Below are 13,308 nucleotides of genomic sequence, written 5' to 3' on the forward strand. Positions count from 1 at the left end.
TCACGAGTCTCTCATCTCCGTTTCCGGTGAGTTCTCTTACCCAGCATCCTCGTCGGGCTGGAGTTGTTGCTCGGCCAAAGCACTTCGGTGGAGGAAAACAAACTGGTGAGCAGTCATTCGCGCAGAGGTCCCCTCTTGGTGATACTGCGGGTCATCCAGCTCGGCTCCATAGCGGGAGCGCAGGTTCGCGGCGATGTAGTCCGGTGAAATCAATAAAGAAATATCGTCGTAGGTGTTGCGTCGAAGATCTGATCGAACCGGTAGACCGCTCTCTAGCTCCCACCCCTCCCCAATATAGGTGTCTAGGAAGTCATCCATGCAGGCTGGGTTAGCATCAAATAGTGCCCGTAGATTCGCTTCCACCTCCTCCTGATTTCGACCTTTCTGCCAGTACCAATACAGATGCGGCGCATCGCGCCCTGCCTTAACAAAAAGTGGCTCAACAGCGTTTGCCTCCCGGACGCGGTCGGCAAACAATCTGTAGATAATGTCATTCGCCTCGTCTGGAAGTACTCGATGTTGCTCCTGTCTATCAGACGAATGCGTAAGCCAGCGAACGCATTCAATCCCCATTTCTAAAGGCGACGCTGCCAGGACAGCCGCTTCGGCAGCAGCTTGCCTCTCTGGTAGCGGAATACGCCTCAAAAGTTGGGAGATAAGTATTCCAGCCTGCATCATCGTGCCACCAAGTACATATGGTCCACGCTCACGGGGAAGTAGATCCCCATTTCTTGCAACGGCGACTGCAATCTGCAATGCAGAGGCCTCGTCCAGAAAATCCGCGCGATTTCGCAACGCCTGGATCAACTGCGGCATAGTCCGCTTGGAATACGTACTCAGAAGAATACGCTGTGCGTCCGGAGCGGCTGCGACGAGAGCTTCTGTCAAGACAGTCAGTTGACTATCCGCTATATCCCCTTCGGGTACTCCGTAAACGAAATAGCGCTTAAAGTATCGACCAGAGCAGATACGTTGCTCTCTAGCCCATTTTTCCTCCCATTCCCCCCCGTACATCATGTTGCCAATTCGAGGAAATAACGGTTTCAACAGTCCTTCTCGTACCTGCTCACGCTCTTCTGGAGTGGACGCAGGCATCGCGATTTCAAGAAGCCTGTTAAGAGGCGAAGACGGCCGCTCCAGGCCTCTTGGAGCCTCACGAGGCTCCCCTTTCAGGAATAGGTCGGGATTGTCACGAATAGCCGAATAGAGTTTTGGGTACAACACCCGCAGCCCCTCAATGAGCATGAATTCGGCAATGTTCACTTCGCCGTTCACAAGAGGTAACGCGAACATCAGCGCATTTGTGTAAAGCTTCGCAACCCTTGGGGTCTCTAGCTTCGATTCAAGTCCGTCCACAAAATAACGCGAGAACACGTCGACCTGGCGCTGGTCTAGAACAATGCCTGCTTGGCCCAGAGCATGATCGACACCTTCAAAAGTGATCTGACGCAGACTCATCCGGTCGGCGGGCGGCAGATGCAAAGGCACTTGGATGATCTTTTCAAGAAACGCACGCCCGGCTTCTTGCCCACCAGCACCGTATCGTTCACCTAATGCGGCGGCGACCACATCGTCGTCGAAAGCCAATACATAGCAGGTGTACTTAAAACTTGCCGAGAGCTTTACCAGCTTGAAGATGGCATTTGTTTCGTCTCTATCTAACCGGTCAATGTCATCGATAAGGATGACCAGCCTTTTTCCACTCTGGCCTAGTAGAACGTCAATCTGGTCTTTGAGTTGTTCGAGACTGACCTTGGATAAGGACTCACCGATATTCTTCGCAGCTTCGCCGGGATTGATTTCTACGCCCGGTAGAGCGACTGAGAGGACAGATAAAATACCGCCGTAGGATTCAAGCAGTGCTGCCGCTTTTTCTTTGAAGGCCGGCTCCTTACCTAGGGCCTCTGCCAGGGTGGCGAAAAATCCACGCAGGAGCGCATCCTCAGAAGGGAAATGCCAAGGGTTGAATCGTATCGTGATGACTTGCTCATATTGATCAAGCGACTCTTCCATCATTTTGAGGACGGAAGTCTTGCCATCGCCCCACGGGCCGAATAGGCCAATGACGATACTGGATGGATCGCGACGCTTGGCTATCGTCTCGGCAATCCGCGCGGCGAATAACGCTCGTCCGAACCGGTCGTGGGCTTTAGACGCGATGGGCTCATCCGAGAAATATTGATTGCCCTCTTGATCATGTTCTGATTTCTGAGTCCCGGGGTCATTAGCCGATGATGTCGAATTTGGCGTTTGACGGTCAAAAAGCTTGCGAATCCATTTCATTGCCTTCCCCTTAACGCTCCTCGGGTTTGTGTACGTTATCGCGGACAGGTGAGGCAGTAACCGAGCGCTAGAAATAACTCAGGATGTATTCGACTGTCCATGCTGCTATTGTCAACCACAGCCACCTGACGTGGTTTCGACCGGTGCGGGCCGAGAGTAGGAGCGATGCGTCCAACGCTTTTGGCTATCGGATAGTGGCCGATCGCATCCGCCGATGTTGCACCAACTGACTTCAATGTACTGTCGACCTTGAGGCACCGCGCGGTTTGTTCTAGCCAAAACTTGGCGCAACAGCTGTAGCAAGCGACCGAACAATTGGCACTTATGCGTAAAACTGATCGCTTACATTGCGATCAATTATTTTTAGCACCTCCAGATGAACTCTGCATGGATCGAGGCTTCAACAACGTCAGGGAATAAGATGTTATGAACAAAGAAAACTTAAAAGAGGTCAATGTTTTCCTGTTGAAGGGTATGGAAGCTACTGCCGCCCGCATGCGCGAACTGATTGTCGCCATGCCTCCGCACGATCTACTCGGATACATCTATGCCCAGCACGTAATGAAAGCGATGGCAGATCAAAGTGTCACTCAGGTGGGGCAGGAGGCGGACGCCCCAGCTGATCTGATCAACGAAAATCAGTTCCTGCTGGAGTACGTACATGCGGTTCTCGCTTCAGACGTCTCCCCTCCGGACGTAAAATTCGACGAAGCCAAGTGCGCCTTGCTGTTTGAACTTAGCCGAAAATTACGAGAGCAGGCCATGTTATTCGCCATGGCCTCGTCCGTCGGGACCAAAGACGGCGTCTTTGGTCCCGACACGGCCGACATTGAATTTCGTGCGAAATCCACGTGGGTCATGCTACGAGGGAACCGCTACCAAGTCTTAGAAGGTGAGTTCTATCGCTACGTTTTGGCGCCTCACGATGATGTCCTGAAAGAAGTGTACGATGTTAGTTCCGCCGATATCGCGGAAGGTTTCCAGGCCATGGCCGACGCCACGCGAACAGGGCATGCCAACGCAATCACTGTGATGATGAACCAATTTGAGGCAGCACACGCCTTCGCTGCGGCAAAAGGCAAGCCACTGGAAAACGTCATGGAAGCGTGGGTTGCGGCCAATATGGAACAAACGGAAGCAGCCAGGCGGGCAATCGATGACATGTTTCGGGGTGGTATAGCCAACGTAAGCCTACACACGAAGCTGCCGCAGACGCTGCTAGCGGACTTGGCGTACCAGCGCGGAGAAGAAACCGAGTTCTTCGCAGCAGGTGATTTCGCGGGGACACCCTACCGGACACTACCCGCCCGGAAGAAACCACTAATTCAGCTTGGTTCAGACTACTACGCCGTTGATCCATGCTTCACCCGTGATGCGGGATATCGCGCGCTTCTCTATAACCTTCTTCAGCGAAAACCTGACTACAAGAAGATCTTTGAAAGTCGGCAGAAGACGATGAGCGAAGCTGCCTTCGCCGATGTCCTGGCCACTCAGCTACCCGGCGCCGCAGTTTTTCAGGAGGTCTACTACAAAGACCCTGCTACCAAAAAGTGGTCCGAAAATGACACCCTCATCCTGATGGATGACGTGCTGTTCTTGGTTGAAGCCAAGGCTGGCGCGGCCGCGACTATCGCATCGCCAGCACTTGATTTCGGTCGCCACGCCCAGTCGGTTCAGGATTTGGTACTCAAGGCCTACAAGCAATGTGAGCGCTTTTTCAATTATCTTAATTCTGCGGATGAAGTGCCGCTTTACCACTTGGTGGACGGCAAATACGAAAAGTGCGGGTGTGTCCGCCGCTCCGACTACCGCGTGATGGTGCCGATTGGGCTCACGGTCGAGTCGTTCTCTCCCTTCTCGGCATACTGCAAGGAACTGCCGCAGATTGAGCCGTTACTTGGGAAGCATGCCTTCGTTTCGTTGTCCATTGATGACTTATTCGTGCTCAAGCGCTTTCTGCCCACCCCCGGCGAGTTCTCTCACTACATGGAGGTGCGGCAGGCCGTGGCGGGGAAACGCCAAGCTCATCTCTTCGATGAGTTCGACCACCTGGGTGCGTACCTGAAGATAAACCGTTTCGATCAGACTATTGCCGACCAGTTAAAGGGGGGTAAGTCGAAAATGCTTATCTGGGACGGCATGAGCGACATCGTCGACAAGAGCTTTGTGGGTGAAAGTTGGGAAGGCACGCCGTATCCAACGCAGGACTTCCCGAAGGAGGTGCTGAAGCTGCTTGAAGCGCTTGACGCCAGCCGAGCACGTGGATGGCTTTCAGCGGAGAGTCATATCCGTGATTTAGGAGAGGAAAATCGAAATAATCTGGCAAAGATGCTATTCGACCTACGCCAAACCCTGAACCAGCACCCCGCTCGTTGCTTTCTAGTATCCGAGGGCGGCGAGCCGATATTCATTTGGCTACAATTACACGACCATCAAATTAATTGGACTAAGGCAAATGACAAGGCCAGAGCAGCTGCGTTGGCAGTCAAGGCCTCTAACATCATCGGCATCGTCGCGGAGGTTAGTACCGATGGAATCTATCGCCGGGCGCATTCTTTCAAGGTCCACATACCGATAGAGCGAACGGAAGAAAACACCCATATTTACGAAGACGCCGAGCGAATGGCTCAATCCACGCAGCCGGTAAACCTCAGTCAACCGAAAAATGTTATCCCTGTCTTGAAAATTAAAAAAACGGGGCGAAATGATCAGTGTCCGTGCGGCAGTGGTGCAAAATTTAAAAAGTGTCACGGCCTTTAAAAAAATTCCACCCGCTTACACTCGCCGTATTCTCAAAGACTTTCAGACAACAGGTGTGTGCATGACAAAATTGAAAACGTATGCTGCCTTAGTAGACGACATTTTCGGCCCCGGAACAGCAACCTTCAAAACAGAATCAACCACATCCAACGATGTCGTGGGGGCGATTGCAAGCACGACGGATTTCGAGGTCTTTAGGAAAAACTTCGAAGAACGTCTTCGCAGGCTCCAGGGCGCAATTCAGTTAAATCAGAAAATTTCCTTTCCTATAATCAACGCGGTAAATGGTGTCGCCAAACTTGGTGGCTGGGAAGGCTACTATGCAGAGTTAGTAGCTCTAGATTACTTCCTGAGTGACGCAGAAACTGGGCCTGGAGAAATCGAGCTAGACGTCACAGTTCCCGCGTTGGACGCTATCGCATCCGAATTTAAAATGCAGAACATTAATTATGACCTCTGTATTCCTTCCTTAGGCATTGTCACCGATGTCAAGATTCTTTCTGACAAAAGCGGTGGAATTCTAGACGGAATTTTCAAAGAATTTCGTTCCGTCAAAGGAATAACGCACCTCACGATTCAGCCTGAGTACTCCGAGGACGAAGATTACGATGTCTTTCAAGGCCACCGCAGCAGTCTATTGAAGGAACTTATTGAAGAAATCGACACCACGGCCAGACCGCCTTATTTTCGTAGCAAGGTTATCGAGGGTCTTTCCTATCGATTTGCGTGGGAAGCGGGTGTAGTCATTGCTGAAAGTAGTTACGACTCCAAAACACACGCGTCTAACCATCAGCGCTTGCTCGTTACACACGCAAAAAAGTTTTCACGAAGAGAACCTACAATAATTATCTTTGTTGTCTTCCCATGGGCTAGTGAAAGAATAATGTTATTTAGCGAAATGAGGATTGCTCAAGAATTCATCCATAATCTTGGCTCTATATTTTTTGATATAACCGGGCCCTCTACTGTTGAAGCCCGAAGCATCAACAAGAATATAAAAACTAGCATCAGCCTTGCTGACGTATCTCGTCATCTGTCCGGCATTTTGCTGATCGAGGACAAAAGTATATTGGCTAGCGATGATGATCTCATTGCAGATGCGAGTTACATTTTTAACGAAAATGCGGTACACACACTCAATGGGAGTAAATTAGAGAGCTACTTGAAACGAAGGAATGCGACAAACCTGATCAATTTCCTCAAAACTTGAAGTTACCCATTGAGAATTGAGTCCTAAAAGCATGCCGCGGCGCACAGTTGCGGCAATCCACACGTATAAAATATTCACCAGCCTCATTCTGAGGCTAGGCGCTCATAAACAAGTTCATAGATATTTTGCGCTAGAGATGCATCGAAGGCGATTCTGAAGCCAGTGACAGCCATCCCCTCGCTGCTCCAGACACCACCGTCTGATGTGTCGGTGTAGATCCACCAGATGGATTGATCCTTCACCACAGCAAACCAATTTGAGTAGCCAGAAGGAAGATTTTCTCGCAGTAAGGGTGTTGCTTGTCTCTCCTCAACCTCTGCCCAAGTACGCCACCTGCTGACTTTCTCGCCAGTCTGAGCTATGTGTTTTTGAATACTGCTGCGCGTGCGCATCAACCCCCCTCACGTAGTGCAAGAATCCTGAATGGGGATCTGCATACCAGATCGAGCGACCCACGATTGACTCCGCTACCGGCAGCCAGACCTTGACAGGGCGTCCATCACCTTTCCTATCGCACGCTCGCTTTCGTGACCGTCTGATGATGGGGTCAAGAAACGGCCGGGAGGAAAAATCGCGCTGATCCATCCTTCAGGAATGCTTTGTAGCTGATTGAACAATTCGAATTCCTCTAGGAAAACCTCATAGATAATTTCATCCGTTTCCGAACCTAAGTCGTCATGCAGATACGCACGGGGCAATTCCACTTTGGAGATTGTTCCCTCTCCGCAGGTAATTTGGCTGAAGCTACTCATTATTGAACCGCCACCACCTGGGTAGTCGTAGTGTGTTGATAGGGGCTTCAGCCCCCACAGCAAACCGCCTGACGGCAGTGGCACTGTATCGGCAAGCACAAGGTATGATCCCATGCTCGTATCACAGACTCCGGCGATGTTGCCGTTCAGTTTTAAGCGCTCCAGCTCTTGGGCTATCTTCGGGTGAACTACCTTCAAGCTGGCTCTCAGTCCTTCCAGCTGTGTCCGTCGATACGCAATGAATTCCACCTCACGCTCAATGCGGCGCGCCTCCTTTTCCTTCTTGAGTTGCTCACGTGAAATCATAGTTTGCGAAGGCTCAAGCTGCCTTTCGATCAGCGCGGCTAGCTCCCATCCACTGACCGTTTCGTGTGGATGTAGGTCCTGGTTATCTTTGAGGTATTGCAGCAAGCGCGGCCAGCAACTGGTGCTGAACCATTCGCTTGCGCCGTCTGCGCTCCCTCCACTGGCGACCACTGCAAGAGGATCAACGCTAGCAAGACGAAATGTGCGGTGTAGGATTTTTTCTAAGATGTATGCATCGGTTTCAGATGCCAGGCGAAGGCCAAGCGATTGTGGAAAATCAATGGATTCCCACCGGAAACTCCGGGCTCTGGCGAGGATATTGTTCGCTTTGCCAATCTTGAATCGAGGGTGTTTTAGGTCTCGCAGAATGTAAACGTGGGAAGCCAAGTGCCGATCCTCGTGACTAGACCAAAGGGCCTTATTCGTAGATTCCATTAAGATCTAGGAAGGTTTGGACTCTCGGTTTGCTGTTGAACCGCGCGTACCAATTGCTTGCCTCGGTTTTAGCTTTCGTTACGAGCGCGCTCCCACCTTGTTTAGATGCGAGTAACGAATATGGACCACTCTGTGGGGTGGTGAAAAACGAAGACACGACACCACTCCACACGGCGGATTTGTATGCATCTGCCATTGGGTATATCACGAACATCCCCCATAAATAGCTGGCTGATGCCCTGCTGCCGTGAAGAAAAGCACTCTGGTAGTACTGCTCCGCAAGCAACCCATCTGCCTTGTTTTCAGATTTTTGAGAAAAACCGGCGAAGGCGCTCCCTAGCTTTTCCATCGCTGACACTGAGCCTGCACCAGCAGCGGCCTGAAGAATATTTATCCCTTCTTGCTGGTTCTGAGGCACGCCAGCCCCTTCTAGGTAATCAACACCTAAAAAGTACATTGCATCAATGTCACCTACGTCGCTCGCCTGCTTGAAATACTTCGCAGATTTTAAGGGATCGTCTTTTCTAAAAATTCCTCCAAGGCGCACCTGGGCTCGATACTCTCCCTGTTCTGCAAGGTGGATGTAAGTCTCCGTACGAGCGGCTCCCAACGGCATAGCCTCGGCCTGTTCAAATGTTGCAGGCATACTGCATCCGAGAGTCAGAACTGCCAAGATCAGCGCTACAGTCCATCGCATTTAATATCCCTATTGGCTGCTTTATAGGTGAGTCCAGAGCAGTCATCTGCACTCCCCTCTGATAGGTCGGACTACCTTTGAACTGCGTTGGCTGCTTCCAAAAAACTTATCCTAGCAGTCATTTCTCTGTCGGCCTCTCAGACACCACCAGCACCCGGGTCTATTTCCAGTATCCTCCCCGCCCCCAGTCCGGACCTACGAACCGACAGCGCTGCGCGTCAGAGAAAGCTTCATTCTTGGCAGGGCAACTCATGCGGTAGTTACCGCGCCAAGCAAACCAGAGCAGGCAGTTGCAGCGAAATTCGACCTGCTCCTCACGGAAGCATGTTGAACCGTTTAGTGAACTGCCCTAGGAGGACGTTGTTGCGTAACGATGTTGGACTCAAACAATCAACCTGCCCCATTCTCGGCTAATGGCCACGTCTCGGAGCGATCATTCTGACGCAAAATACGGCCTATCGATTACTCAGACACGCCAATGCCCTCTGACCAAATAGGGTGGTCACTCAACATGCGAACCAGCTTTTTTTGAAGGTGTCATCGAAGGGAGAAGGTTACTGAGCGCGGTTCGAAACAGATGGCCGTACGTAGAGCACTCGCCCGACAAATGCCGTCGGGGGTGGCGACGCAGGATTGCTAGACTTTTTCGAGAAGGGAAGAGGATTGGAGCATCAAGCACATCGCGAGGGCTTCACAGGAGTGATGGGCAATCTGCGGCCACTGCTCCGGTTAATCGGCCATTTTTACTTAATTTTGTCGATTTTTTTTGCTTGTAAAATAATACCCATATAAATCAGCAATTTAGCCACTGATCAGGTTTTTACAAAGGGGTTGACACGGGAGTCCAGTACAACAGATCTGTTGGCCATCAGTGTTCAGCTCTCAACGGGCATGCTTGCAAAAGCCGGGATGGTAACACGCTCAAGGAAATGGCTCGCCACAAAGGCATACATACCTATTAAACAGGGCTGCATCAGCCCTGCTTGTAACCCCGCACCTCATCCACCCCACGATTGGCCAACTGGTCGGCCCGTTCGTTGCCGTGATGGCCGATGTGTCCGCGCACCCACTTCCAGGTCACGTTATGGCGGCTGACCTGTTCGTCCAGCAGCTTCCAGAGGTCGGCGTTCTTGACCGGTTCCTTCGCGGCCGTCTTCCAGCCGCGCTTCTTCCAGTTGGCCATCCACTCGTTGATGCCCTTCATCACGTACTGCGAGTCGGTCACCAGCAGCACGTCGCAGGGGCGCTTGAGCTCTTCCAGGCCGCGAATGGCGCCCATCAGTTCCATGCGGTTGTTGGTGGTATTGGCTTCGCCCCCCCAGAGTTCCTTCTCTACGCCCTTGAAGACCAACAGCGCGCCCCAGCCGCCCGGACCGGGGTTGCCCTTGCAGGCGCCGTCAGTGAAGAGTTCTACGCTATCGCTCATGCCCATCCATCCAGAAAAAATGCAAAGGCCTGCCAGGCGGGACCGCCAACCTCCAGGTTGACGATGCCGGGCAGGCCATCAGAAACGGTTATGGCTCGATATGGCGACGATTGACCTTGGCCATCGGCAAGGGAATCAGCTTGCCCATCGGCTCGCGTCGCACCTGGCGCACCGGGCGTAGCCCGACCGCGATCTTGCGCGCCACCAGCAGATAGAAGCCGCCACCGGACAGTTGCCAGTCGCCGGCCCTGCGCTCCCACCCGGCCAGGCGGGCTTGCCACTTGGGCGACGCAAGCGGCGGACGATAGCACCCGAAGCGGCGTTTCTCCAGCGCGAAGCCCAGCAGGTTGAGCCAGTCGCCCACCCTCGATGCCGAGATGCAGCGGGCCTGGCGCAAGGCGTCATGGGCAAAGACATGGCGCAGCCCCCAAGTGCTCCAGGGGTTGAGGCCGATGATCAACAGATGCCCCCCCGGACGCACGCTGCTGGCGGCTTCACGCAGCAGGCCGTGGGGGGACAGGCAGAAATCCAGGCCGTGCTGCATCACCACCACATCGGCGGCGTGCTCGCTCAACGGCCAGGCCTGCTCCTCGCAGACGATCTCCACCCCGGGCAGCGGTGCGCCCAGGCGCACGTTGCGCTGGACCTGCGGTGCCGACGGCGGCGTCTGCGCCGACGGACCGTAGTGCACCAGATAACCGCCGAAGAAGCGACCCAGCTCGTCTTCGAGCATGCGCCGTTCCTCTTCCAGCAAAAATTGCCCGACGGGGCCGGACAGCCATTCACGGGCTGCGCTGATCAACGCCAGCCAGTCGGGATCAGCCTGAGCGAACGCTTCGTCAGTCATTGCATTCTCCAACGCGTCAGGAAGTTCTAAGATGCGCCTTTGTTTTCCGCTTGGCGAATTCCGCGATGATACAGATCAGTGCCCTGCCCGCCTTCACCGATAACTACATCTGGTTGTTACAGGATCACGCCAGCCGCCGCTGCGCCGTGGTCGATCCGGGTGACGCCGCGCCGGTCCAGGCCTGGCTCGAGGCCCATCCGGGCTGGGTCTTGAGCGACATCCTGATCACCCACCATCACCATGATCATGTCGGCGGCGTCCAGACGCTGAAAAATGCGACGAACGCCACCGTCCACGGCCCCGCCAGCGAGAACATCCCGGCGCGGGACGTGGCGCTCAAGGACAACGACCAGGTCAAGGTGCTCGGCCTGGACTTCGATGCCTACGCCGTGCCCGGCCATACATTGGGGCATATTGCCTATTACCACCATGGTTTGTTGTTCTGCGGCGACACCCTGTTCGCCGCCGGTTGCGGACGGCTCTTCGAAGGCACGCCGGAGCAGATGCACCACTCCCTCGGCCGCCTCGCCGCCCTGCCGGACGATACGCTGGTCTACTGCACCCACGAATACACCCTCAGCAACCTCAAGTTCGCCGCCGCGGTGGAGCCGGGCAACCCGGACATCGCCGCCCGCCTGGAAAAAGTCGGCCGGCAACGCAGTGAGGGCATCATGACCCTGCCGTCGACCCTGGCCCTGGAAAAACTCACCAATCCGTTCCTGCGCACCACTGAAACATCCGTTAAACAAAAAGCAGACGAACGGAACGGCCAGCGAAACGGGACGCCGAGTGAGGTTTTTGCGGCCTTGAGAGCCTGGAAAGACAAGTTCTAAGGACCCCATCGGCTGATACAAAAATTCTGAATGGTTGACCTGTTGGGGTGCGCTTTCTAGAATCGGCCGACATTTTTGCCCGGAACTTACTTCCAGCCAATGTCGTCATCCATACGTAGGTCCGTCCCGTCAGCTACATTGACCCGCCTGGCTCAAGCCATCGCGGTGGCTGTGTCCGCCATTCTGGCGGGCTGCCAGAGCTCGGGCCAGATGCCCCAGGCCGACGCGGTCGCGCCAAAGAACATGGCGGCCCGCGCCAAGCAGAAGCCGGTCTGGCTCAGCGAGAAGCCCACCCCCCAGGTACCCCAGGACATCTGGGAGCGCATGCGCCAGGGTTTCCAGTTGCAGGAGACCGCCGGGGTCAACCCGCGTATCGAGCAACAGCGCCTGTGGTTCGCCAGCAACCCGTCGTTCCTCGAGGGTGCCGGTGAACGCGGCAGCCTGTACATGCACTACATCGTCGAACGCCTCGAAGAACGCAACATGCCCCTGGAGCTGGCGCTCCTGCCGGTGATCGAAAGCGCCTACAACCCCATGGCCTACTCCCGGGCCAACGCCGTGGGGCTGTGGCAGTTCATCCCGTCCACGGGGCGTTATTTCAACCTGCGCCAGACCCGCTTCTATGACGGGCGTCGCGACATCACCGCTTCCACCACGGCGGCCCTGGATTACCTGACGCGCCTGCACGATATGTTCAACGGTGACTGGCTGTTGGCGCTGGCCGCCTATAACGCCGGCGAAGGCACGGTCAGCCGCGCCATCGAGCGTAACGAAAAACTCGGCTTGCCCACCGATTACTGGAACCTGCCGCTGCCCGCCGAGACCCAGGCCTATGTGCCCAAGTTGCTGGCGTTGTCCCAGGTAGTGCTCGCTCCGGAAGCCTATGGCGTGAACCTCAACCCGATCGCCAACGAGCCCTATTTCCAGGTCGTCGAAATCAACCGTCGCATGGACCTGTCCAAGGTCGCGGAAGTGGCCAACATCGACGAAGACGAACTGTTCCAGCTCAACCCGGCCTTCAAGCAGCGCACCACCATCGACGGCCCGCAGCACCTGCTGGTGCCCACCTCCAAGGCCCAATTGCTGACCGCCAGCCTGTCGACCATGCGCCCGGAAGAGTTGATCAGCCAGCGCCCGCTCAAACCGGTTTTCGAAACCGCCGATGACGGTGAAGTGGAAGGCGTCAGGCGCACCTACCGCGTCAAGCGCGGTGACAACCTCGCCCAGATCGCCAAGGCCAACCACGTCCAGACGAAGGACCTGCAACGCTGGAACAAGCTCAGCGGCAGCAAGCTCAAGATCGGCCAGACCCTGGTGATGCAGGACACCAAAGCGACCAAGACCACCGGCAAGCGCATCAACACCGTGGTGGCCTCCACCACTAAGGGCCGGAAGAAGCAGCAGACCCAGTACAAGGTCCAGCGAGGCGACTCGTTGTATGTGGTAGCCAAGCGCTTCAACGTCGAGATGCAACACCTCAAGCGCTGGAACCCGCGGATGGGCAAGGCCCTCAAGCCGGGCCAGATGCTGACGGTCTACTCCCCTCACTGACCCACAGACCTGTGGAGCAAAGCCCTGTGGGAGCAAAGCTTGCTCGCGATAGCGGTGCACCAGCCAAAACAGTTGTCGACTGACACCCCAATCGCGAGCAAGCTTCGCTCCCACAGGTTTGCGGCTTAACTGACCGGCATTCACCCCAGGCCTCCTTTTTCCTGCCGATACAAGCTGTTACTGTACAGGCCATAAAAGCCCAAGCCGC

General features: G+C 54.6%; 10 protein-coding genes. 4 read left to right on the top strand and 6 right to left on the bottom strand.

From position 1 onward, the window contains the following. Nucleotides 1-36: 36 nt before the first annotated feature. Nucleotides 37-2,283 carry a P-loop NTPase fold protein gene (locus LOY35_RS16720; RefSeq protein WP_258624933.1) on the bottom strand — a complete coding sequence of 749 codons (2,247 nt, stop codon included), beginning with the start codon at nt 2,281-2,283 and terminating at the stop codon, nt 37-39. A gap of 426 nt (nt 2,284-2,709) precedes the next feature. On the opposite strand from LOY35_RS16720, the gene LOY35_RS16725 reads away from it, so the two are divergent. Then, nucleotides 2,710-5,043: a YecA family protein gene (locus tag LOY35_RS16725; protein WP_258624934.1), complete on the top strand. Its 2,334-nt coding sequence runs from the start codon at nt 2,710-2,712 to the stop codon at nt 5,041-5,043. Next, nucleotides 4,988-6,253 carry a hypothetical protein gene (locus LOY35_RS16730; protein ID WP_258624935.1) on the top strand — a complete coding sequence of 422 codons (1,266 nt, stop codon included), beginning with the start codon at nt 4,988-4,990 and terminating at the stop codon, nt 6,251-6,253. Before LOY35_RS16725 ends, LOY35_RS16730 begins: the two co-directional genes overlap by 56 nt. Nucleotides 6,254-6,336: 83 nt before the next feature. Here LOY35_RS16730 and LOY35_RS16735 read toward each other — a convergent pair whose 3' ends face one another. The 5 genes from LOY35_RS16735 to LOY35_RS16755 form a co-directional block, all read right to left on the bottom strand. Continuing rightward, a complete protein-coding gene (locus LOY35_RS16735) occupies nt 6,337-6,645 on the bottom strand; it encodes a hypothetical protein (protein ID WP_258624936.1) in 309 nt (102 codons plus the stop codon). A gap of 75 nt (nt 6,646-6,720) precedes the next feature. Continuing rightward, nucleotides 6,721-7,698, bottom strand: a complete 978-nt coding sequence (locus LOY35_RS16740) for a GIY-YIG nuclease family protein (RefSeq protein ID WP_258624937.1) — start codon at nt 7,696-7,698, stop codon at nt 6,721-6,723. A 31-nt stretch (nt 7,699-7,729) separates the two neighbouring features. Beyond that, nucleotides 7,730-8,443 (bottom strand): hypothetical protein, encoded by a 714-nt coding sequence (locus LOY35_RS16745; protein WP_258624938.1) that lies wholly within the window; start codon nt 8,441-8,443, stop codon nt 7,730-7,732. 973 nt (nt 8,444-9,416) lie between these two features. After that, nucleotides 9,417-9,869 carry a ribonuclease HI gene (rnhA, locus tag LOY35_RS16750; RefSeq protein WP_258624939.1) on the bottom strand — a complete coding sequence of 151 codons (453 nt, stop codon included), beginning with the start codon at nt 9,867-9,869 and terminating at the stop codon, nt 9,417-9,419. Between the two features lie 88 nt (nt 9,870-9,957). Then, on the bottom strand, nt 9,958-10,716 hold the full coding sequence (locus LOY35_RS16755) for a class I SAM-dependent methyltransferase (RefSeq protein ID WP_258624941.1): 759 nt from the start codon (nt 10,714-10,716) through the stop codon (nt 9,958-9,960). Nucleotides 10,717-10,781: 65 nt separating this feature from the next. Between LOY35_RS16755 and gloB the strand changes: the two genes are divergently transcribed. Next, nucleotides 10,782-11,549, top strand: a complete 768-nt coding sequence (gene gloB / locus LOY35_RS16760; protein WP_258624942.1) for a hydroxyacylglutathione hydrolase — start codon at nt 10,782-10,784, stop codon at nt 11,547-11,549. A 99-nt stretch (nt 11,550-11,648) separates the two neighbouring features. Then, nucleotides 11,649-13,100, top strand: coding sequence for a transglycosylase SLT domain-containing protein (locus LOY35_RS16765; protein WP_258624944.1), 1,452 nt, complete (start codon nt 11,649-11,651; stop codon nt 13,098-13,100). Nucleotides 13,101-13,308 lie beyond the last annotated feature (208 nt).

The organism is Pseudomonas sp. B21-028 (genome assembly GCF_024749045.1).
GTDB lineage: Bacteria > Pseudomonadota > Gammaproteobacteria > Pseudomonadales > Pseudomonadaceae > Aquipseudomonas.